This is a genomic window from Ruegeria sp. AE3 (assembly GCF_056542225.1).
Genome location: NZ_JBQFZL010000024.1, coordinates 1 through 23,129, shown reverse-complemented (window position 1 = coordinate 23,129; position 23,129 = coordinate 1). Strand labels below are relative to the sequence as shown.

Sequence of the window (23,129 nt, the reverse complement as noted above, 5' to 3'; positions counted from 1 at the left end):
TCTACCAAAGTATCGAAAAACAAATGGGACAAGAAAAACTCAATCAACTCCTCGACCTGCTCGAAGAACTCCAAGCCGTCAAAGTCTGACCCCGCCTTGTAATGGCGAGGTCAGGGAAGATCTTACAGGCTTGCCAAACCAGTATCCAACGCCGACAGGATTTTAGACACATCGTCGGACGTAATGATTAGTGGTGGTGACAGGATAATGTTGTTACCCGACACCCGGACCATGACACCATCATCATATGCTGCCTTCTGAACCTGCAAGGGAAGATGCTTGGCAATCGGTTCTTTTGTGCTGCGGTCCGAAACCAGTTCCAGCGCACACATCAGGCCCTCACCGCCGCGCACATCGCCGACCACGTCGTACTTGTCGGCCAGCTTTTTCAGGCCGGCAAACAGTTCATCCCCGCGAGCGGCGGCGTTCTCCCACACGCGAAGGCGGTTAATTTCCGCAAGTGCTGCCAAGGCTGCTGCCGCTCCGACCGGATGGCCGGAATAGGTGTAGCCCTGATCGACTGACGCTTTGCCGGTGGTATCGCTTTCGAACACTTCGGCAACTTGACCGGAAATCATCGCAGCGCCGAAAGGGAAATACCCATTCGTAATAGCCTTGGCCGTCGTCATAATGTCCGGCTGCACACCCCAGTGCCGGGCTCCGCTTTCGCTGCCGGTGCGGCCAAAGGCTGTGATAATCTCATCCGAGATCAACAGAATGCCGTGTTTCGAGCAGACCTCGCATACCAAAGGCATGAAGCTCTTGTGCGGCGGAATTACACCACCGGCACCCAAAACGGGTTCCATAATGAACGCTGCGACAGTATTTGCGCCTTGGAATGCAATCTCGGCTTCCAATTCTTTGACGCAAAGCTGTGCCAGACGCTCGGGGTCGGTCTCGTCGAAAGGATTGCGATACGCCCACGGCGCCGGGATGTGGAAACACCCTGGCATCATCGGTTCGTAGGCCGCGCGGAACTTCTGGTTGCCGTTGACCGACGCTGCGGCAAAATGGGTCCCGTGATATCCTTGTTTCAGGCTTATGAATTTGGTGCGCCCGTCTCCGCCGCGCAACTTGTGGTACTGTCGAGCCATTTTCAGGGCGATTTCAACCGAATCGGATCCACCCGAAGTAAAGAACGCGCGGGTCAAACCATCTGGCTCGAAGAACCGGGCCAGCTCGTATGACAATTCGATCGCCTTGTCGTTGCTGGTGCCGCGGAACGTTGAATAATACGGCAACGCATTCAGTTGGTCCGCAATCGCCTGTTTCACAGGTTCGCAGGAATAGCCCAGATTAACGTTCCACAACCCGCCAACGGCGTCGATGGCCTTGTGGCCGTCGACATCGATGATGCTCACCCCTTCGCCGCCTACCAAAATGGTCGGCGGGTTCTTTTGGCTGTCGGCTGGGTGCGCCATCGGATGCCAAAAATAGCGGGCGTTGTTTTCCTTCAGGAAGTTGGAATCCTTCATCTCAAAATTCTCCGGGAATTGCGTCCGACCGAGCTCTCGGTCGAAACTCAGTTGGAAAGTTTGCAGGAGCCTGGCCACCAAAAATCGCCGTAAGTTCTTGCGAAATTTTTTTCAGGGCATTCAGTAGAAGCGGCTGTCTGTCGCTTGCGGTTCTGATTTCAGGAACCGCAAATGAAACCGTTCCAAGCGCCTGTTGATCTACTCCGAAAACCGGGGCTGCAAAGCCGTGGACACCGGCTTCGAAACCTCCGTTACTATAGGACCATCCGGTTTCTTTTACTTCGACGAGACGCTCTTGAATGAGTTCAAGATTCGTTATCGTAGAGTCCGTAATACGTGGCAAGTCGCAGTTTTCGAGGCCTTTCAAAAGCGATGGGGGGCCAAAACAAAGCATACACAACCCTGAGGCCGTAGCATTGAGCGGAAGGACTTCCGTGGGGTCCAAGCTAACGCGAACGCTGTGCTGAGTGGTCTCGACCACTAGCGCCGTTTGAAGAATGTCGTTTTCCAGAAGAGAAAGGTGCAGGCTTTCTCCTGCTTGTTGCACCGCGCTCTGCATTTTGAGGCGCGCTGCTTTGAGGCCGGGGTTTGCAGTCTCGCGCAACGCGGCAAGACGCAGTGCCGCCGGGCCAATCATATATGATTTCGTTCCCTGATTCTGCTCGATCAATCCGAACTCTTCCAGTTCACGCAGATGCCGAAGAACAGTCGCCTTATTGACACCAGATAGCCGAGCCATCTGGGTCAGCCCGATTTCTGGCCGTGCGTTTGAGAATAACTCCAACAATCTCAAAGCATTAAGAGCAGTTCCCATAAGTTTCTCCTCCTCCTTAAGAGAATACTTGACACAATGTAATTAACAACGCAACAATAAACATGACTTATAGGTTCATTAATTGAACCAATAATGGGAGGAGTCCATGAAGAAAGTTCTTACCGCTGCCGTAATGGCGATCTCTGCATCAGCTGCTTTTGCTGAATATCCAGAGAAACCTGTATCCTTCGTCGTTCCGTGGCCGCCGGGCGATCTGGAGGATGTATTGACACGTCTGATCGCAGATGATTTCCAGGAAATGTACGGCGTGCCGGCGGCAGTCGTGAACAAACCTGGTGGCGGCGGTGGTCCGTTCCCTGGCGCTGTCGAGGTCGCCACCGCTCCGGGCGATGGCTATACAGTCGGCTCTTTTGTCATAGGCGTGCCGGTGATTGGCCCCGAGATTGGCATTCCAGAGCTGAACCCCAACCCATTTGACCCAATTGGCATCTTCCTGACCTATCCGTTCGTGATAGCGTCCAGCAAAGACGCACCCTTCTCATCTTGGGAGGAGTTGGTGGAACATGGCAAAGATAACGATGTTGCACTGGGGCATTTCGGCTCTGTCCTGCCCCCCACCCAGGTGACATTCGCAGCTGCTGTCAGCAGCGGGTTTGATTTCGCCAGTGAAGCCGCATTTGATGCTCTGGACTGCAACACCCTGACTTCAGGCGACGTGGACGTGATCAACACGACACTTCAACTTATACTGCCCTGCTTAGATCAGGTGAATGTTCTGGCCAGCATCGGCGGTGAGCGGATTTCCCTGGTCCCCGACACTCCGACTGTTGTCGAGCTAAATCCTGACCTGCCTTTGGCACTATGGAACGGTCTGTTCGTTCACAAAGACACCCCGGCAGAGGCGCGCGAGAAGATCGCGGCAGCCGCACAAAAGGCTCTGAGCTCCGACAAAGCCAAGCAGCTTGCCGAGGAAACAGGTGCGCTGATCTACTGGCAGGACCCGGACGCCTCCAACGCGCAGATTGAAAAAGACAAAGCCTCTTTCGCCAAAATCGAAGAGATTCTGGGCGAATAACTCAAGATTGGCCCGGCAGGATTCAAACTGCCGGGTCTGTTTTAATCGGTGGGGAGGTAGAGATGATCGCGAAAACCTTACAGGACATGTTCAAACGATATCGCCGCCCTGGCGATGTAGTTTTTGCGTTCGTGTTCCTCGTGTTTGCTGTCTTTTTGTTAATGCAGCTGGGTGAACAGACACAAATTGTCAAGCGAACCAAGTGGTTCGCGCAACCCAATCTTTGGCCAAAGATATCCCTATGGGCCATGGTGGTTTTCGGATTTCTGCACTGGCTCAGTTCGGCAATGTCGCAGCGGCGTCACGGGCGCTGGACCGAAGTGGCATTCTGGTTGAGGTCGTTTGAATATGTTTTCTACTTCCTCGTTTACGTAAAAGCCGTTCCCTTGCTTGGGTATCTTCCCGCGACAGTCATTTTTGCCGTGTTTTTGGCAATTCGCACCGGATTTCGCGACGCAAAGGGTATCGGTTGTGCCGCTCTGTTTGGTGTTTGTGTCACGGTCATCTTCCGGGCTTTTTTGCAAGTGAAAATCCCGGCCGGCGCTGTCTATGAATATTTGCCGGACACGGTCCGCGCGTTTGCGCTGACGTATCTCTGAGGTTTCGCCGATGGACGCTCTATTTTCGGGTATTTCGATTCTTGCGCAATGGTCGGTTTTCGCTGCTCTTTTGATCGGATCGATCGGAGGCGTGATCATTGGCGCCCTTCCAGGGGTTGGAGCGCCGGTGGCAATTGCCATTCTGTTACCCGCCACTTTCGCGTTTGAACCCATCGTTGGCCTGACCCTGCTGCTAGGCATCTATGGGTCCTCGATGTATGGCGGTGCAATCCCTGCCGTCCTGATCAATACACCGGGCACGGCGGTCAATGCGTTGACCACCTATGACGGCTATCCGATGACGAAGCGCGGCCAGGGTCATCGGGCGTTGTCGCTGGCCTATTCGGCGTCATTTTTTGGAGGCATCTTTTCGATTATTTGCCTTATGCTCCTGTCGCCTGTCCTGGCACTCGTTGCCCCGCATTTTGGCAGCCGTGAGATTTTCCTGGCCGCGTTGCTTGGCATCATATTGGTAATCCTCGCTCATCGTGGCCAGATCTTTGCGGCGGGCATGCTGGCGGCATTTGGCCTGTTCTTGAACACTGTCGGGCTGGAGCCGGTCAAATACACCCGTCGTTTCACATTCGAACAAAGCTGGCTGGCGTCAGGGGTAGACCTGATTGTTGTTGTGCTGGGACTGTTCGCAATCAGTCAGGCATTGCTTCTGTTGCTTGAAAAAAACCACACACCAGGTGAAGCACGTGTTGGCGGCAGCATCTTTGCGGGATTAAAAGAGCTGCTTGGCCTCAAGCGTATCGCGACCGTGTCGTCCAGCATCGGCGTATTCATGGGCATGGTGCCGGGGACCGGCGAGTTCACCTCGCAGTTCCTGTCTTACACATACGCTCAAAAAACCTCCAAAAATCCAGAAGCCTTTGGCGATGGTTCGCCCGAGGGGCTTGTGGCTTCTGAATCCGCAAACAATGCTGTGCCCGGAGCGGCGATGATCCCGCTGCTGGCGTTGGGTATTCCTGGCGAGGCACTGACAGCAATGATGTTGTCAGTCTTTTATGTGCACAATGTGATACCTGGGCCGCAGCTGTTCGAAAACCAGATGGATTTCGTCATGGCCCTCTATATGGCGCTGATCCTGCTGAACGTGATCGTTCTGGTGTTTTTGCTGTTCTCGACCAACTTGCTGCTGAAGATCATTCAGATTCCAACTCGTTTTCTGGGCATCATGATCCTGATCCTGGCATTTGTTGGCGTATACAGCCTGCGCAATTCGATCACCGACTGTGCATTGGCCGCGGCATTTGGAGTGTTCGGTCTAGTCCTCAAACGGCTGGACTTACCGATCGTTCCAATCATCCTGGGCATGGTTTTGGGCGGCATTATGGAGGTCAAGCTCCGCAGCGCCATGGCTCGGGTTAATTCACCGCTGGATTTTGTTGATAGACCGATTGCCGCAATCTTGTTCGGTATGATTGTTCTGATCCTCATTCTGCACTTTCGAGCTCTGTACTACGAATTCAGAAACAAGCTGAGACCGGAACCAAGCACCGAGCCCGTCGATGCAGATCACCCAAATCAACAAGGTTGAGATTTTCCATGGATCAGTCCCTAATCGACGCGCTGCGAGCGCAGCAAATCGCTCCGCGCGGCCACTTCATAAACGGCCACTTCACCGACGGTGAAACGGGTGCGCAGGTCGAAGTGTTGTCGCCCATCGATGGCCGACCTCTGACTCGAATCGCCGATGGAAGCGCGGCGGACATTGACGCAGCCGTCCTGGCCGCTCGGGTTGCATTCGAGGACGGGCGATGGTCTGACATGGCACCGTCGGGGCGCAAGAAAGTGTTGCTGAAGCTGGCGGATTTGATCGAAGAACGTGCGCTGGAAATCTCTGTTCTGGGGGTGCGTGACAACGGCACCGAGATCAGCATGGCCTATAAGGCCGAGGCGCTTTCGGCGGCGGCGACATTTCGGTACTATGCCGAAGCAATTGACAAGATTTATGGTCAGATCGCGCCAACCAGTCATGATGTTCTTGGCCTTGTACACCACGCCCCGGTCGGCGTGGTGGGTGCAATCGTACCGTGGAATTTTCCGCTGATGATCGGCAGCTGGAAAATTGCTCCGGCCCTTGCCGCAGGCAATTCCGTGGTCTTGAAACCCGCGGAAAGCGCTTCGCTCAGCCTTTTGAAGATTGCTGAACTGGCTGCTGAAGCTGGGGTTCCGGATGGCGTGTTCAACGTCGTGACAGGGCGTGGCTCGGTCGTGGGCGAAGCGCTGGCACTGTCGATGGATGTGGACATTATGGTGTTCACTGGGTCAGGCGCAACGGGTCGTCGGTTGTTGGAGTATTCCGCCCGTTCCAATCTGAAACGCTGTTACCTTGAATTGGGCGGTAAGTCAGCCAACATCGTCTTCAACGACGCCCCGGATCTGGCCGAGGCCGCCAAAGTGTCCGCAGCAGGTATCTTCCGCAACTCCGGTCAGGTCTGCGTCGCTGGCTCTCGCCTTCTTGTTCAGGAAGACATCTACCAGGATTTCGTGGTCGAAGTCTCGCGCCATGCTGAAAACTTTTGCGTCGGCGATCCGCTAGACCTGAACAGCCAGATTGGTGCCGTTCACAGCCTGTCGGAACTTGAGGCCAATCTGGATTTTGTTGCCAAAGCCGAGGCGGAAGGGGCAGAGCGGCGCACCGGTGGCAATCGCATCCTGATGGAGAGTGGCGGCTATTACATGTCTCCGACCGTAATGGCCGGGGTAAAAGAGACGGACAACTTGTTTCAGAAAGAAGTCTTTGGCCCCGTTCTGGCGGTGACACCCTTCAAAACGGAAGAAGACGCGATCCGGTTAGCCAACGCCACCGTCTATGGCCTGGCTGGCGGTGTCTGGACATCTAACCTTAGCCGCGCCCACCGCATGGTGGCTGGTATCCGCACTGGCGTCGTACATGTGAACACCTATGGCGGTGCTGATCTGACTGTTCCGCTCGGTGGAGTGCGCCAGTCCGGCAATGGGCACGATAAGTCTTTACACGCGCTTGAGAAGTACTTCGACCTGAAGACGGCCTGGATCAAGCTCTGAATGGCTGCGCAACGAAGGAGGAGCTCATGACTGTGAAAACGATTCTGTTGATCGGCACTTACGATACGAAAGAAGCCGAGATGCGTTTCATTGAAGACGCAATTCGCGCACAAGGCGCTGATGTGCTGACAATGGATGTCTCAGTTCTGGGTGATCCCAGGACGCCAACCGACATCTCCAAGCACGACGTCGCTGCTGCTGGCGGCATGACCATTGATGAAGTCATCGCACAAGGGGATGAAAACAAAGCTTTTCGGGTAATGTCCGCGGGTGCCGCAAAAGTGGTTGCTCAGACCTATGCCGATGGCCGCTTTGACGGGATGCTGGCCACCGGCGGCACCATGGGCACCGATCTGGCGCTGGACTGTGCACAAGCGCTGCCGATGGGTGTGCCAAAGTACATTGTCTCTACGGTCAGCTTTTCGCCGCTGATCCCTCCGCATCGTCTGGCGCCGGATATTCAGATGATCCTGTGGGCTGGCGGGCTCTATGGTATGAATTCGATTTGCCAGTCTTCACTCAGTCAGGCAGCCGGGGCAGTTGTTGGCGCGACTAAGGCCGCTATTGCACCGGACCGCAACAAGCCACTGATTGGAATGACTAGTCTTGGTACGTCTTGTCTGCGCTACATGAAGACGTTGAAACCGGCGTTGGAGGAACGCGGTTTTGAGGTGGCGGTGTTCCACTCTACCGGTATGGGTGGCATGGCATTTGAAAAGCTGGCTGGCGAGGGCGCATTTGCCTGCGTGATGGATTTCTGCATGCAGGAATTCGGGAATTATTTGGCGGGTTCTGTCGTGTCCAGCGGCGAGGAGCGTGTAACCAGTGCAGGTCGGGTGGGCACGCCTCAGATGATCGCGCCCGGAGCGCTGGACCTGTTGGATTTCGCGGGTTGGCAGAACATCCCCGACCAATATTCTGATCGTCCGTTTCACGTGCATAACCGACTGATCAAGAGTTCTGTTTTTAATGGGGATGAGCGCCGCAATTGGATCCGTGAACTGGCCAATCGAATGGAGGCCGCAACCGGACCTGTTCACTTTTTCCTGCCTGTTCAGGGGGTTGAAGCATGGGACAGGGAAGGCGGGGCTGCGCATGATCCTGAAGCTCTGGCAGATATGGTGGATGAAGCGCGCAAGGTTATACCGGGCCGTGCGCCAATGACGGAACTTGACGCTCATATCAACGACACCGCGTTCTGCGAAGCGGTTCTCGTGCAATTTGATGCCTGGGTCGAGCAGGGTGTGATCCGCAAAAATCGCTAATCTCCGTCACTTGAACAGGTCTGTTTACGCTCGGACGCCGTCGCGTCGCTTCGAAAATCACCTGCGGAATATGCACGCCGAAGGACAGAAAATGCCCAGAACAATAGATCAGCTTAGGGCCGACCGGGAACGACTGCTTGGACCCAAAGTCTCAACCTTCTACGACGATCCCATTCATTTTGTCAGGGGGAAAGGGGTATGGCTATGGGATGCGGCCGGGCGCAAATACCTGGATTGTTACAACAACGTCGCGCATGTTGGGCATTGTAACCCGCGCGTGGTCGAGGCGATCTGCAGACAGGCTAGCACACTAAACACCCATACACGCTATCTGCATGACGGAATTCTGGACTACGTCGAGAAACTAACCAATACCATGGATAAATCGCTTAATACGGCGATTATGACCTGCACTGGCTCTGAGGCAAATGATATAGCCCTCCGTATGGCCGAGGGCATGACTGGGAAACGCGGGATCATCGCCACGGATGCGACGTATCACGGTAACACCTCGTTGGTTAGCCAACTGAGTAAATCGAATATTCCTACTGTGGGTTTCGGGCTTGAACAGTATTTTCGCTTCGTCAAAGCGCCGGACAGCTATCGCAATCCGGACTCGGACGGCACTATGTTCGCTGACGCCGTTGCAGAACAGATCACTGAGCATGAAAAATCGGGCACCGGCTTTGCTGCGCTGATACTATGCCCTTACTTCCTGAACGAAGGTTTTCCTGATCACCCGGACGGTTGGTTGAAACCAACTGCTGAAGTTGTGCGCAGGGCAGGGGGGTTACTGATCTGCGACGAGGTCCAATCAGGTTTTGGCCGTACGGGTACTCATATGTGGGCACACCAGAAAATGGGAGTTGTGCCGGATATCATGACACTGGGGAAACCTATGGCGAATGGCCATCCAGTGGGAGGAGTTGTTACACGAACAGAAATCCTTGCTACTTTTCGAAAGGGCTATCGCTATTTCAATACATTTGGCGGCAATCCCGTCTCCTGTAGTGCAGCGATGGCGGTGCTGGAAGAGATCGAAGACAAGCAATTACTGGAGAACGCGAAGAATGTGGGCTTGCATGCCCGCAAAAGAATGCACGCGCTTGCGCAGAAGCACGACGTTATTGGCAACGTGCGTGGGTCCGGTTTGATCTTCGGAGCTGAAATGGTTTTGGACCAAGACAGCAAGGAACCGGCCAGCGAATTCACCGATCGAATAATTAACGCGATGAGACATCAAGGTATCATACATTCCAAGCTGGGTCGGTATAAAAACACGTTGAAAATACGGCCTCCAATGCCGTTCTCGATCGACAATGCCGATTTACTGTTTGACACGCTCGACGAAGTTTTGGCGAAGACCCTGTTACGCTCATGACTGACACGGTAAGAAAGGCACTGACCTATTGGGGAATGTCCGGTGCAGCTTTCAAACTGATTGCCGCGCGTGAAAACCAGGTGTTTCGCGTCGACTGCGAAGGGAAAACCTATGCCCTGAGGTTGCATCGTTGCGGATATCGATCGAACGACGAACTCCGATCCGAGTTACAGTGGATGGCTGCTGCGTCTGAGGGTGGATTGAATGTGCCGCGACCCGTTCCCTCGGCTTCCGGGGCATTCCTGCATGTCGCCGATGGCATTCAAATCGATGTCCTGACGTGGATTGCGGGCAGTCCGATGGGGAAAACGGGGCAGGCGTTGCACTCGGATGACAGGGCAGGCCTGTTTCGAAACATTGGCCGTGAAATGGCTAAGCTGCATAATATTTCAGATGCTTGGGATATTCCCGACGGGTTCCAACGGTGTTCATGGAATCGCGAAGGGTTACTTGGTGAAAACCCGGTATGGGGCCGTTTTTGGGAGAACCCAACCCTGTCTGGGGAAGACAGAGCGTTGTTTAGCAAAGCGCGTGCGCGAGCAATGGCTGATCTGAAGAACATGGAACCAAACCTGGATTTTGGTTTAATCCATGCAGACCTGGTTCGCGAGAACATTATGGTTGATGGTGAAAGGCTGTGGTTAATCGATTTTGATGACTGCGGATTTGGTTTCAGGTTATTTGATCTGGCCACAACACTTCTCAAAAGTATCAACGAGGACGACTACCCGGACCTCTGTACCGCGTTGATTGACGGGTATTCTACACTCCGGGATATTGATGTGGGACCTCTTGCTTTGTTTCTTCTTCTCAGATCAGCCACCTATGTCGGCTGGATCGTCAATCGGATGCATGAGGAAGGGTCCAAAGCTCGCAATGATAGCTTCATTGAAGTAACCAGAAGACTAGCTCTGGCATATCTCGACGAGTAATGTGGGGAAATCGATCAATCCCGAAAGCTTTTTCCGCAGACTTTGACACTTCTCTGAACAGGGCACTTTAGTTATCGACGTGACGCCAGTTTCACCGCGGCAGGCACTGACTATTGGAGCCAGTAGTTCAAGCTGATCGTGCCACGATGAGCTGTTGATTTACCAAATCTGGGCCGCCGCCCAATATTCGGTAACGTTCACGGGATCATCTCGCCCGCGACCCACCAAAAGATTGGAAAACCCAATTGATAAACCGGACGCGTTTTTGAGAAATTAGAGCGACATCCACATCGTTCCGACGCTTCATTCCTTGGTAAGGTGTTTCCTGACAGTTGGATCAATCTTGGTACTATGGGTTGAGTAGATACCACAGGCGGCAATGGCCTCGCGCGCGGTTACCCGCTCGTGCAGGCGCTTCCAGATTGTTTTGGCGGCATAAGGATGCGGGTAAGGGCGCCAAGCAACACCCATCGTCATTCCCCGCAGATACTTTAGTTGCTGGCGGTGCGCTGAATATAAGATGGTATTGGCAACGCTGCCTTCGCGCATCAACTCATGTTCGGTTATAAATATCCTGTTTCCCCGCATTGTCACCAAACCAACGTAACGAGAAATCTGGTGCATGCTTTTGTCTTGCGATGTGGCAATTTCGCGGGACCGGATTGTGAAAAGCCCATCAACTTCCTGAATACGGATTAACGAACAAAATATCTTCCCTTCCCAGGAAGGCGTGCAGAAAAACGAGTGATAGAAACCAACATAGCGCCTGAGGTTTTTGTGTTGGCCCCGAAAAGGATCCAGAAACGCGTCTGCGGGCGTTTTTCCGGTTGGTAGTAAGACGTCCTTTAGCATTTGCTCAAAGCGAGCAGTTTCAGCGAACAGTTCGGCTTCTGTCAGGCCGAAATGGCGCGCGATCCGACGCATGTTGTGGGCCGAAGGCAGGCTGGAGCCATTCAGATACCGATTGAACTGCTGCCGGTTGACGCCAATATCCCGACAAATCTTTGAAATATTGCCGTGTTCTGCGCATAGCGACTTCAGGTTGGCAGAAAAATACTGGGACATGGAAAAACCTTTCGCGATTTGACGCTATTACGCTGCAAATAGCATCACTTCGCATAAGATTGCACAATTTGTTTTTTCTGCAAATTGTTTTCTTCTTCGGCCTCAGTTCGCAAAAAGCAAGCTCTCGGATGCCAGTTAAAACCGTCGAAAACACATGGATCACACTCTCCGACGGGCGGAGGCTTGCTGCTCGACTCTGGTTACCCGAAACCGGTCCAGCTCCGGCCATTCTGGAATACCTGCCTTACCGCAAACGCGACGGCACAGCGCCCAGGGATGAAACAACACATAAGGTATTTGCCGAGGCTGACTATGCCTGCGTTCGGGTTGATATCGCCGGTACGGGCGACAGCGAAGGGCAATTCGAAGATGAATACTCGGAACAGGAACTGAGTGATGGTGAAGAAGTCATCGCATGGATCGCAGCGCAGGATTGGTGCGACGGTCACGTTGGGATGATCGGAATATCTTGGGGTGGGTTTAATGGTTTGCAACTGGCTTTCCGGCAACCGCCTGCGTTGAAGGCTGTCGTCAGCGTCTCCTCGACCGTGGATCGCTATGCAGATGACATCCATTTCATGGGTGGTTGCCTGCTGAGCGACAACATGAACTGGGGCAGCCAGATGTTCGCCTATCTGACCCGACCTGCGGATCCGGCCTTACGTTCAGACTGGCGAGAGGACTGGCTTGCGCGGCTGCAAAATGCTCCGTTCTCTGCCGCAGATTGGCTGCGTCATCAGACGCGGGATGCTTATTGGAAGCGCGGCTCGGTTTGCGAAGATTGGTCTGCGATCCAAGTCCCGGTTTTAGCCATAACCGGCTGGGCAGATGCGTATGTCAACGCCCCGACAGCTTTGGCTGCTAACATGACATCGCCCACCAAGGCCGTCATAGGGCCGTGGGAACATCGATATGCGCATATCTCGAAAATTGATCCTGCGGATTTCCATTCTGAAGTCATCGGCTGGTTTGATCGATGGTTGAAAGGACAGGAAAATGGCGCCGAAGATCTGCCTGCGTACCGGACATACATGCAAGAGCACTTCAACCCGACGCCGAAAAACGGCCCTCGACAAGGTCGTTGGATAGCCGAAGGTCGTTGGCCATCACCGCACGTACACGAACAGATCTGGCATCTGGGACCGGGCGGGTTCTCCACTAGCCCATCCCAAGGCTTTGCAACTATTGCGTCGCCTTGCCATGTCGGCAAGCAAAGCGGGTATTTCTGTGCGGGTATGCGCGTCGATAACGAGCTGCCCGGCGATCAGGCAAGCGACGATGCCTTGTCGCTGAGTTTTGACAGCGCGCCGTTGCTTACGTCGATGGAATTGCTGGGGCGGGCAAAACTGAAGTTTCGGTTTTCGGTGGACAAGCCCGTCGCCCAGATTGTTGCGCGCCTGTGCGATGTATCGCCCGAGGGTATTTCACAGCGCATTAGCTATCGGTCGTTGAACCTATGCCATTACCGCAGTCATGAAGCGCCCGAAATCTTACATCCCGGTGAGATTTACGAGGCCGAGATTGCCCTGAACGAATGTGCACATCGATTGCATGAGGGTCACGTGTTGCGGCTGGCCATGTCGACATCCTACTGGCCTATCATCTGGCCGTCGCCAGATCTGGCAGAGGTGACATTGCACTTGCAGGATTGCGCTCTGCATCTACCGGTGCGCGAAGTGTCGCGGGAAATCCAGGCTTCTGAACCCGGTCCGGCGCAGAAGTTTCCGGTTCTTGACGCCGAGCAATTGCGGGTGCCAACCGCGCGATCCGAACATACCGAAACCGAAGATGGCCGGATCGTGCTTGAGACGTTTGATGACTATGGTAAATCGCGCGATCCCTACCACGGCCTGATTGTCGGCAGTGATGTGCGCATGCATTACGGCATACATCCGGATGACCCGGCCACTGCCCGGTTTGAGACGGCCTGGAATTTCACCTTTGAACGGGCAAACTGGCAGGTCGCTATCTCGACCGAATGCCGCATGAGTTGCGACGCGCAGAATTTCTACCTCTACCGCAAACTTCGCGCCACCGAAGGCGCCGATGAAACCGAAGTCCTGACAAAGGAATGGTCGGAAACCATTCCACGCGGATTTCTCTGACTTAATCCCAGGGAGGATACTATGAAGATAGAATGGACAAAGGCCAATGTTGGTCGTCGCGGGTTCCTGAAAGGCGCAACCGCGCTTGGAGCGACCACGGCGCTTCCGATGGGGTGGGCAAATCGCGTATTTGCAGCACACGACGGTGTTCTGCGGGTACGGGCCTATGGCGATGCACAGAACATGGATCCGGCCCACTCGGTTGGTGTTGTTGAAGAAGAGGTGCATGCCGCAATCTACAACAAGCTGATCCAGTATAAACCAGGCGAGGAATGGGGTTGGCAGCTGGACGCGGCAACGATGATCGAGCAGGTTGACCCCACTCATATCAAGTTTGCATTGCGTGACGGCATCGGCTTCACCAACGGCTTTGGCGCCATGACCGCCGAGGACGTCAAGTTCAGCATGGAACGGATCGTGGATGACACGACCGACAGCCCGAACAAACCCGACCTGGGACCGTTCAGCCATGTTGAAGTGACCGGTGAACGTGAAGGGACGATTGTGTTGAATAAACCCTTCGCACCGATTTGGTCGATTGCCCTGCCTTACATCACCGGAAACATTGTCTCGAAAGCAGCGGTCGAAGCAGCCGGTGGTCGGATCGGTGCCGATCCGGTAGCAGAGTCTGGCCCATATCTGCGGGATAGCTGGTCGCCCAAGGAAAAAACGGTTCTCAAGCGCAACCCTGATTGGAAAGGCGATGCTCCGACCTGGGACGCAATCGAAATCTATCCTATCGACGACGAAAACACCGCCGAGATCGCGTTTGAAGCGGGCGAACTGGACGTGACTCGCGTGTCGCTGGGTTCGGTCGAACGTTATCGCGCTGGTGTTCCCAATGGTGGCTCGCTGGTTGAGAAACCCTCGCTTTATTATGTCTGGATGGGAATGAATGTTGAACATCCAAAGCTGCAAAATCAGAAACTGCGGCAAGCGATTCAACATGCCGTAGATGTCCCCAGTATTCTGGAAGCTGCTTATTTTGGTGCCGCCGAGCCGGCAACCGGGATCATTGCTCCGGGTCTGGCTGGGCATCGGCCGTCTTCGCTGGTGCCACCTGAGGCAAATTTCGAAAAAGCGGCGCAACTGCTTGCGGAATCGGGTGAAACCAACGTTACGCTGACCCTTGACACGCTAAACAAGACGACGTTCACGACAACCGCACAGATCATTCAGGCGACGCTGGCACAAATTGGTATCACAGTTGAGGTGAACGTTCTGGAATCCGGTGCGTTCTGGGCGTCTGGCGACAACGAAAACCTGCAGCTTGTTCTGAACCGCTATTCGATGACGCCGGACCCGTATTATGCGACGTCGTGGTTTACGCCCGAGCAAATTGGCAAGTGGAACTGGGAACGCTTTAACAGCGCAGAGTTCAACGAAATCCACGAAGCTGCGTCTGGGGAAACAGATATCGCAAAGCGGGCTGAAATGTACCAGCGTGCGCAGGATTTGATGGAAGAAAGCGGTGCCTATCGCTTCATCACGCACGAGGCGACGCCGGTTATTCATAGCGCAGGTGTCATTCCTGCATTGCGCCCGGACGGGCTGTCGCTGCTGCGTTACTTTGGCAAGTCGACCTGACCTCCCTAGGTCGACAGGGAGCGGCGGGCGCTAACACTCGCCGCTCCATAACCAACGCCATCCAGCCACAAGGAGCCAGTTGGCCATGCTGAACTTCGCAACCCGTCGCTTCGGGCTGTCGCTACTCATCCTTTTCGTGGCGGTCACCGTCATGTTCCTGATGATCCGCGCTGTACCAGGCGATCCGGTCCAGATCATGCTGGGTCCGCGCGCCACACCCGAGCTTCAGGCCCAACTCACCGCCGCACTTGGTCTTGATCAACCGATATGGAAACAGCTGCTGATCTTTTACTCGAACCTTTTGCAGGGTGACCTTGGCACCGATGTCTTCTCGGGTCGGTCTGTGACTGAGATTGTGTTTCAGCAATTGCCGTTCACTCTGGAGCTGATTTTTGCATCAATCCTGTGGTCCGCAAGTCTTGGTATCGCACTTGGCGCTTATGCGGCTGCGCATCCAAACACGATGATCGACCGGATGGCCGCCGCAATTTCCGTCAGTTTTGTTGCCGCTCCGGCCTTTGTTGTTGCGCTTTTGGCTTTGTTGGTTTTCGCCGTTAATTTGCAGTGGTTTCCTGCCATTGGGGCAGGGGAAGGGTTCTGGGATCGCCTTGACCATCTGGTTTTGCCAGCCTTCGCCATCGGGCTCAGCTGGGTCGGTTACATTGCCCGTTTGGTTCGGGCATCGATGCTGGAAGTCATGGGCGAAAGCCATGTACGCACGGCCCGGGCATTTGGTATCGCTGAACGTCGCGTGGTCATGGTTTACGCCTTACGTATCGCCATTCTGCCAGTGGTTACCGTGATCGGGGTTGGGATGGGCTTTCTTCTGAGCTCTGCCGTCTTTGCGGAACTCGTCTTTGCCCGGCCGGGTCTGGGCAAGTTGGTTATCGATAGCATTACCACCCGAAACTACCCGATTGTGATGGGCTCAGTCCTCATCTCAACAGCGTTGTTCGTGGTGTCGACAGCGATGGCTGATCTGGTCAATGCGCTGCTCGATCCACGTGCGCGTACGGCTCATTGAGGAGGGTGAGTGATGGAAAAATCTCGTTCCGAACTTGGCCAGATCATAGTCGGGGTCGCCCGCGACCCGCTTGGTCTAATGGGCTTGATCATTGTCGGCATCATCGTATTCTGCGCAATATTCGCGGCTTGGATCGTGCCCTACGACCCGATTGCCATGGATATCAAATCGCGCATGCAAGGACCATCCGCTGCGCACCTGTTGGGGACCGACCAACTGGGGCGCGATACATTTTCGCGAGTAATCGCGGGGGGGCAGGTAGCACTTAAGGTGGCATTGCCCGCCGTGTTCGGCGCGATGGCGATTGGCCTGACACTGGGCATGATTGCCGGGTATGGGCCGAAATGGCTCGACAACCTACTGATGCTGTTTTTCGACACCATCCGGTCCTTCCCGACCGTGATGTTTGCACTGGCTGTTGTGGCTCTGGTCGGGCCCAGCCAGCAGACGGTTGTGTTCGTGGTCATGGCGACCTCGATCCCGACCTATGGGCGCGTTGCACGGACCCAGACACTGACGCTGCGCAATTCCGAGTTCATTCTAGCCGAGCGGTCGATGGGGGCCAGCATGGCGCGCATATTGGGCGTTCATATGCTGCCCAATATCATCGGCGTTCTGGCAGTGTTGGCGGCTATGGATATCCCCACTGTCATCGCGCTGGAGGCTGGCCTGTCATTTCTGGGTCTGGGCGTCAAACCTCCGACTCCCAGCTGGGGTGCCCTGCTCAAGGACGGCTATTCACTAATCCGCCAGACGCCGTGGCTGGTTGTGGGCGGGGGCCTGCCGATCATTCTGGCAACACTTGGGTTCACGTTCCTGGGCGAAAGCCTGCGCGACGTGGTTGATCCGAAACTGAGGAAACAGCGATGACCGATACACTTCTGGAAATCGACCACCTTAGTGTCGACTACGAAACAGGCCGTGGCGACCTCAAAGCCTTGAGGGACATCACATTCAACGTCAATAAGGGTGAAATCGTTGGCATAGTCGGAGAATCTGGTTGCGGTAAATCCACCTTGATTTCATCAATCCTGCGTTTGACCGCACCCAATACGCGGTTCCGCGAGGGAGAGGTTCGGTTCAAGGGGCAGAACCTGTTGCAGGCTTCCGAGCGTCATATGCGCGACCTGCGCGGGGCAGACATTTCCATTGTCTTTCAGGATCCGATGCAAACGCATAATCCGGTTCTCACTATCGGGCAGCAGATGCTGGACATTCAGCACCGTTCCAAACAGTCAAAAGCGGACAAGCTGGCCCACGCAGCCAAGATGCTGGGTGCTGTCGGCATCCCCGATCCCGAAGCGCGCATAAAGCAGTATCCGCATGAGTTCTCAGGTGGGATGCGCCAGCGGATCGCCATAGCAATGGCGTTGATGTCCGAGCCGGACCTCTTGATCGCGGATGAGCCAACCACTGCATTGGACGCCACTCTTGAGGTACAGATCATCGAGCGCCTACAAGAATTACAGCGCGCAGTTCATTGTGCCATTCTGTTTATTTCGCACCATCTGGGCGTGATCGCGGAACTCTGCGACCGGGTGGTGGTGATGTATGCAGGAGCCGTTGTCGAAAGCGGCGATGTGCGTGAGATTTTCCACAACCCTAAACACCCCTATACACGTCGTCTGATCGATTGTGATCCCGGCCACATCAAAGAACGCGCCCGCGTTTTGCCCACTATCCCCGGTGAAGTGCCTGATCTGGCCAACCTGCCGGGGGGGTGCATCTTTCGGGACCGTTGTGATCAGGCCATGGCGCGCTGCGCGACCGATGTGCCACCACTGGATCAACTGAAAGAGGGCCACCACGCCGCATGCTGGCTGAACCACGAGGAGGTCGAAACATGAGCTTGCTGAATGTCGTGGATCTTAAAACCAGTTATGGACCGGTCAACGTTCTGGCGGGTGTCAGTTTTACCGTAGAACCTGGCGAAACTTACGCGCTAGTTGGGGAAAGCGGATCGGGCAAAACGACGGTTATTCGCGCGATTGCGGGTCTTGCGCCTGCACAGGACGGTTCGGTCATATTCGAAGGTCAGGAAATTCGGGGCGCGCCGGAAAGTGTCATGCGCCCGCTGCGTAAAGACATGGCGATGATGTTTCAGGACCCGGTCGGTAGCCTGTCGCCCCGCCTAACAATCCGCAGTCTGATCACCGAACCCTATCGCATTCAGGGTATGAAAAACCGCAATCTGGATGACGAGGCCAAGCGCCTATTGGAAATGGTGAACCTGCCTGCGCATTTTGCAGATCGTTATCCGTATCAGCTGTCAGGAGGTCAGGCCCGGCGCGTGGGCGTCGCACGCGCCCTGGCGCTGGAGCCCAAGCTGATCCTTGCGGATGAGCCGACTGCCGGTCTCGATGTTTCGGTCCAGGGCGAGTTGCTGAACCTGCTCAACGATCTGCGCGAAACGCTGGGGTTGGCGATGGTCATCATCACGCACAACCTAAGCGTCGTGCGCCACGTGGCCGACAGAATGGGCATCATGTATCTGGGCCGTCTGGTCGAAGAAGGCACAACGGAAACGATCTTCAACAACCCGCGCCATCCCTACACGCGCTGCCTTCTCAGCGCCAACCCCGAGCCGGACCCGGATGCGCGACTGGAACGGATCGCTCTCAAAGGGGAGCCTCCCAGCCTGCTCAAGCGGCCATCTGGCTGTGAGTTTCGCGAGCGTTGCCCCTTTGCTCAAGACATCTGCACCCAGACCCCGGAATGGGAGATAAAAGGCGGCCACGGGCTGCGATGTCTGGCCCCGCTGTCGTAACTAGGAAATCCAATGACAAGCACACTCTACTTCAACGGCACCATCCTGACCATGGATGCGCAGAACTCTTCACCACAGGCGGTGCTGACTGATGGCAACAGAATTCAGGCAGTTGGTACCGAAGCGGAGCTGCGCGCTGTTATGTCCGCAGAATGTCACGAACATGATCTTGAAGGTCATACTCTGATGCCTGCGTTTATCGACCCGCATGGGCATTTTCCCGATCCGGGCTTTGTCAGGCTGTTCCGTGTCGATCTGTCATCGCCTCCTTTAGGGGATTGCAGGCACATGTCACAGACGTTGGACAGGCTTCATGAAAAGGCAAATTTAACACCCGAGGGTGAATGGGTCATGGGCGTGTCATTCGACAATACGTCTATTCAGGAATGCCGAATGCCCACACGGGCCGAACTGGATAGCGTTTCACAACGCCATCCAATCTGGGTTATTCACGCGTCGGGTCACAATGGTGTGGCTAATTCCCTTGCGCTGGAAAGACGCGGGATAACCCGTGAAACACCTGATCCAGAGGGCGGCCGTTTCGGTCGTGATCCTGAAACCGGAGCGCTGACCGGATTGATCGAAGGGCTAACGGCCATGGGAGAAATGGGCGATACTGATTTCCTGATCGACCGCGACCGGTTTTGGCTGGGCTTTGGCGTCTGTCGCGACGAATACCTGTCCCATGGTGTGACCTATGCCCAAAATGCCTGGACGTCGCAGCATATGCTGGATCACTTCGCCAGCCTGCCTGAGGATCAGGATCCGGGAATTGACATCGAGCTTTTGCCCGTCGGAAATCTGGAGCCAGAGTTGTCTTCGCGATGGATTGGTACGAGCTGGCCGGGCAACCCGCATTTTTCTCTGGGTCCGCGCAAACTGTTTACGGACGGAGCCTTTCAACTACAGACCGCGTATCTGTCTGCTCCATATTTCAAACCTGCCAACCCTGATAACCCTTGTGGAATGACCTATACCTCGCAAGAGCAGTTGGATGCGGATGTAGAAAAGCTCCACAGTCAGGGCTTGCAGGTTCACTGCCACTGCAATGGCGATGCCGGTGCCGAGATGTTCATAGATGCGGTGGAAAAGGCGCTTGTTACGCACCCACGCCAGAATCATCGACACACCATTATTCATGGCCAGGTTCTGAGGGATGACCAATTGAAGCGTATGGCCCGGCTTGGTCTGACCGTCAGCTTCTTTCCCGCCCATGTCTTCTTCTGGGGGGATCGTCATTACGATACTTTCCTGGGCCCCGAGCGAGCCGAACGGATATCTCCAGCGGCGTCAGCCGAACGGTATGGTGTGCGATACACGATCCACAACGACGCCTCGGTCACACCGACGCGTCCAATCCATCTTGCTCATTGTGCGGTGAACCGAAAATCCGCTTCTGGTCGTGTGCTTGGCGAGGATCAGAAGATCAGCGTTAGTTCAGCCTTGCGGGCCCAAACCATCGAAGCCGCCTGGCAGGTGTTTAAGGAAGATCAACGCGGATCCATCGAACCGGGTAAAGTTGCAGATTTTGTTGTTCTTTCGCGCAATCCACTGCACGACCCGGACCGCCTGTCAGATACTGTCGTGCTTGAAACCATCCGCTATGGCGAAAGTGTTTTTTCGGCAGCGTGTACTGAACAAGAGTTTGAGCACGCATAATGGTGACCAAGCGTATTGTGATCGCGGGGTTCCAGCATGAAACCAACTGTTTCGGTGTGACGAAGGCTGGGATGCCTGAGTTTGAGATGGCAGATTCCTGGCCGGGAATGCTGCACGGTTTACAAGTTGTTCTGGAAACCGAAGGCATGAACCTTCCGATCGCGGGTTTCGCCGTCGCGGCACAGGCAGCGGGATTTGATGTCATTCCAATTTTGTGGTGCTCTGCCGAGCCGTCCGCTCATGTCACCGATCACGCATTCGAAACGATCTGCGGGATGCTGTTGGGCGGAATAAGGGGCGCAGGTCAGATTGACGGCGTCTATCTTGATCTCCACGGAGCTATGGTCACGGAAAGCTTTGCTGACGGTGAAGGAGAGATTTTGCGACGCGTTCGTGAAACTGTGGGTCCAGATGTTCCAGTGGTCGCAAGTTTGGACCTTCATGCCAACATTTCCGCCGAAATGGTTGAGCACTCAGACTACCTGTCGATTTTCCGCACTTACCCACATTTGGATATGGCGGAAACGGGTGCAAGATGCGTTCCTGTCTTGCGTCGCCTGCTAGCGGGCAAAACCCTGTACAAGGCATTTCAACCGGTGCCCTACCTGATCCCCCTGCATGTGCAACATACGGGTTCTGCGCCGATCAATGATATCTATCAACTGCCACCCAAGTTTGAGCGGCAAGGCATTTTGGCAGAGATCGCTCTTGGTTTTACGGCGGCGGATTTTCCTGACACAGGCCCATCCTGCATTGCCTATGCCTTGACTGCTGCAAAAGCGGCTGCCGCTGCCAGAAAAATCCTCAACATGTTCCTGTCCCGTGAGGCCAGCTTAGAATGTAAGATGTTGTCTTTGGAAGAGGCCGTTTCCACATGCCGTCAAAGGCGCGAAGATCCTATCGTTCTTGCCGATGTTCAGGACAATCCGGGCGCAGGCGGAACATCAGATACAACGGGGTTGCTGACCGCTTTGATTGAGGGCGGGGTAAAAAACGTTCTGATGGGTCTGTTCCATGATCCGGAAAGTGCCAATCAGGCCCATGCGGCAGGGGAGGGTGCGCGGATCATTCTGGCTATCGGCGCAAAGTCGAACCTGGTCGGACATGTTCCAGTCAGCGCAGAGTTTGAAGTGCTCTCCTTAAGTGATGGCGCATGCCGCTATACCGGTGAAATGTATGGCGGTGGGACAGCTGCGCTAGGCAAGACAGCTGCGCTACGTTTGGTTGGACACGACGCCGACATTGACCTTGTCGTCACAAGCATACGAAACCAATGCTTGGATCGCGCGCATTTTGCTCATATTGGGTTAAACCCTTTGAGTTATTCGGTGATCTGCGTCAAAAGCACAGCGCATTTCCGGGCAGATTTCGAACCTGTTGCAAGCCATGTCTATTCGGTCGCTTCGCCCGGAGTTTTTCTCTGCGACCTCGAAAAAGTTCCTTACACTTCTGTCGCGAGAAGAGTGCCCAACAGCCGTAATGTTTCCTTTGAGGCGTCATAATATGACAGCCCTTTGATGTCAGAGCCGCCCCGACGTGCGAAGTGCTCCACTGGAGTAACTTTCTTCAGCCTCGAATGCTCAGCTTTAAGCCGCCCACATATCTCTGCAATCGGGAACTTACACTTTTTTCGCGCCCAGCCGGGTACTGCACATGACAAACAGCGGGAGTAACACCGGTACATTTAACGCACGACTTGTCGGAAACAGTTTTGCTTCGGTATGGCTTGCAGGCGCGAGAAGTTGAAGCGCAACGTACAAATCCGCACCCATCCAAAGAAGTTACTTGTCGTCTTCAGCTTGAGTTCGCAAAGGGGCCCACAAACCTTTGATTGCGGCCCCGAACTAGGTAATCGCAGCCCGTTCAGTATCTCCAACAAAGCCGGGGGTAACATCACCACCAGAAGCTGTCTTCCTCCAGCAAGGATGCAACTGTCAGGTTAGCATCCTCGTCCAACACATCGATTGCAGGTTCATGCCAAGCACCGTCCGAGTTGGTTGTAAAGGGTGCGTCAACGTTATTTTTTACGCAAGAAACAACCAACCCATAGATATCCTCATCATCTTGGTAGGTTGCCAAGTCGGGCCTAAATTCCAGATAGTCGACATCTTCGTCCCATTCGGAGGCCACGGGCTCCTCAGCCACCGTCACGGTAGTGATTTCGGATGCCAACAAAGCGCTCAGCTTTGGTTGAACAGGACCAATGGTCCCATTTCCATCAATATCGTGGCCATAGAAGACCTCGACATCCACAACATTGGCAACGATAGCACCGCTTTGGTATTGTCCTGAAGCATCCGTGGTCCATTCGGCATACGATCCGTTCGCATTTTGCCACAGCACCTTGTAACCACCACCCGACGCTTCGGCCTGAAGTGCCTGCC

At 54.7% G+C, this 23,129-nt stretch carries 19 protein-coding genes; 15 read left to right on the top strand and 4 right to left on the bottom strand.

Annotated features, from left to right (window positions below):
- Positions 1–122: 122 nt before the first annotated feature.
- Together ACR0NZ_RS19970 and ACR0NZ_RS19965 are read right to left on the bottom strand one after the other, a co-directional pair.
- A complete protein-coding gene (locus ACR0NZ_RS19970) occupies positions 123–1,475 on the bottom strand; it encodes an aminotransferase class III-fold pyridoxal phosphate-dependent enzyme (protein WP_480521388.1) in 1,353 nt (450 codons plus the stop codon).
- A 1-nt stretch (position 1,476) separates the two neighbouring features.
- On the bottom strand, positions 1,477–2,289 hold the full coding sequence (locus tag ACR0NZ_RS19965) for an IclR family transcriptional regulator (RefSeq protein WP_480521386.1): 813 nt from the start codon (positions 2,287–2,289) through the stop codon (positions 1,477–1,479).
- A 106-nt stretch (positions 2,290–2,395) separates the two neighbouring features.
- Here ACR0NZ_RS19965 and ACR0NZ_RS19960 point away from each other — a divergent pair, with 106 nt between their 5' ends.
- The 7 genes from ACR0NZ_RS19960 to ACR0NZ_RS19930 all read left to right on the top strand — a co-directional run bounded on the left by ACR0NZ_RS19960 (position 2,396) and on the right by ACR0NZ_RS19930 (position 10,538).
- Positions 2,396–3,325: a tripartite tricarboxylate transporter substrate binding protein gene (locus tag ACR0NZ_RS19960; protein ID WP_480521384.1), complete on the top strand. Its 930-nt coding sequence runs from the start codon at positions 2,396–2,398 to the stop codon at positions 3,323–3,325.
- Between the two features lie 62 nt (positions 3,326–3,387).
- Positions 3,388–3,924 (top strand): tripartite tricarboxylate transporter TctB family protein, encoded by a 537-nt coding sequence (locus tag ACR0NZ_RS19955; RefSeq protein ID WP_480521382.1) that lies wholly within the window; start codon positions 3,388–3,390, stop codon positions 3,922–3,924.
- Between the two features lie 10 nt (positions 3,925–3,934).
- Positions 3,935–5,467, top strand: a complete 1,533-nt coding sequence (locus tag ACR0NZ_RS19950) for a tripartite tricarboxylate transporter permease (protein ID WP_480521380.1) — start codon at positions 3,935–3,937, stop codon at positions 5,465–5,467.
- Between the two features lie 8 nt (positions 5,468–5,475).
- On the top strand, positions 5,476–6,960 hold the full coding sequence (locus ACR0NZ_RS19945; RefSeq protein ID WP_480521378.1) for an aldehyde dehydrogenase: 1,485 nt from the start codon (positions 5,476–5,478) through the stop codon (positions 6,958–6,960).
- Between the two features lie 26 nt (positions 6,961–6,986).
- Positions 6,987–8,225, top strand: coding sequence for a Tm-1-like ATP-binding domain-containing protein (locus ACR0NZ_RS19940; RefSeq protein ID WP_480521376.1), 1,239 nt, complete (start codon positions 6,987–6,989; stop codon positions 8,223–8,225).
- A gap of 91 nt (positions 8,226–8,316) precedes the next feature.
- Positions 8,317–9,606 (top strand): aspartate aminotransferase family protein, encoded by a 1,290-nt coding sequence (locus ACR0NZ_RS19935; RefSeq protein WP_480521374.1) that lies wholly within the window; start codon positions 8,317–8,319, stop codon positions 9,604–9,606.
- Positions 9,603–10,538 carry a phosphotransferase enzyme family protein gene (locus ACR0NZ_RS19930; RefSeq protein WP_480521372.1) on the top strand — a complete coding sequence of 312 codons (936 nt, stop codon included), beginning with the start codon at positions 9,603–9,605 and terminating at the stop codon, positions 10,536–10,538. Before ACR0NZ_RS19935 ends, ACR0NZ_RS19930 begins: the two co-directional genes overlap by 4 nt.
- A gap of 303 nt (positions 10,539–10,841) precedes the next feature.
- Here ACR0NZ_RS19930 and ACR0NZ_RS19925 read toward each other — a convergent pair whose 3' ends face one another.
- Positions 10,842–11,603, bottom strand: coding sequence for a helix-turn-helix transcriptional regulator (locus tag ACR0NZ_RS19925; protein ID WP_480521370.1), 762 nt, complete (start codon positions 11,601–11,603; stop codon positions 10,842–10,844).
- 128 nt (positions 11,604–11,731) lie between these two features.
- Here ACR0NZ_RS19925 and ACR0NZ_RS19920 point away from each other — a divergent pair, with 128 nt between their 5' ends.
- The 8 genes from ACR0NZ_RS19920 to ACR0NZ_RS19885 all read left to right on the top strand — a co-directional run bounded on the left by ACR0NZ_RS19920 (position 11,732) and on the right by ACR0NZ_RS19885 (position 22,247).
- Positions 11,732–13,708 (top strand): CocE/NonD family hydrolase, encoded by a 1,977-nt coding sequence (locus ACR0NZ_RS19920; RefSeq protein WP_480521368.1) that lies wholly within the window; start codon positions 11,732–11,734, stop codon positions 13,706–13,708.
- A 21-nt stretch (positions 13,709–13,729) separates the two neighbouring features.
- Positions 13,730–15,295 (top strand): ABC transporter substrate-binding protein, encoded by a 1,566-nt coding sequence (locus tag ACR0NZ_RS19915; RefSeq protein ID WP_480521366.1) that lies wholly within the window; start codon positions 13,730–13,732, stop codon positions 15,293–15,295.
- Between the two features lie 85 nt (positions 15,296–15,380).
- Positions 15,381–16,319: an ABC transporter permease gene (locus ACR0NZ_RS19910; RefSeq protein ID WP_480521364.1), complete on the top strand. Its 939-nt coding sequence runs from the start codon at positions 15,381–15,383 to the stop codon at positions 16,317–16,319.
- A gap of 12 nt (positions 16,320–16,331) precedes the next feature.
- Positions 16,332–17,189 (top strand): ABC transporter permease, encoded by an 858-nt coding sequence (locus tag ACR0NZ_RS19905; RefSeq protein WP_480521362.1) that lies wholly within the window; start codon positions 16,332–16,334, stop codon positions 17,187–17,189.
- Complete coding sequence (locus tag ACR0NZ_RS19900; RefSeq protein WP_480521360.1) at positions 17,186–18,166, top strand: ABC transporter ATP-binding protein; 981 nt, start codon at positions 17,186–17,188, stop codon at positions 18,164–18,166. The genes ACR0NZ_RS19905 and ACR0NZ_RS19900 overlap by 4 nt, the downstream gene beginning before the upstream one ends.
- Positions 18,163–19,086 carry an oligopeptide/dipeptide ABC transporter ATP-binding protein gene (locus ACR0NZ_RS19895; protein WP_480521358.1) on the top strand — a complete coding sequence of 308 codons (924 nt, stop codon included), beginning with the start codon at positions 18,163–18,165 and terminating at the stop codon, positions 19,084–19,086. Before ACR0NZ_RS19900 ends, ACR0NZ_RS19895 begins: the two co-directional genes overlap by 4 nt.
- 12 nt (positions 19,087–19,098) lie before the next feature.
- The gene (locus ACR0NZ_RS19890) at positions 19,099–20,745 is read left to right on the top strand and encodes an amidohydrolase (protein ID WP_480521356.1); all 1,647 of its coding nucleotides are present in this window, start codon (positions 19,099–19,101) and stop codon (positions 20,743–20,745) included.
- Positions 20,745–22,247, top strand: a complete 1,503-nt coding sequence (locus ACR0NZ_RS19885; protein ID WP_480521354.1) for a M81 family metallopeptidase — start codon at positions 20,745–20,747, stop codon at positions 22,245–22,247. Before ACR0NZ_RS19890 ends, ACR0NZ_RS19885 begins: the two co-directional genes overlap by 1 nt.
- 391 nt (positions 22,248–22,638) lie before the next feature.
- On the opposite strand, the gene ACR0NZ_RS19880 is transcribed toward ACR0NZ_RS19885, so the two are convergent.
- On the bottom strand, positions 22,639–23,129 hold a 491-nt coding region (locus ACR0NZ_RS19880; protein ID WP_480521352.1), incomplete at its 5' end, for a hypothetical protein.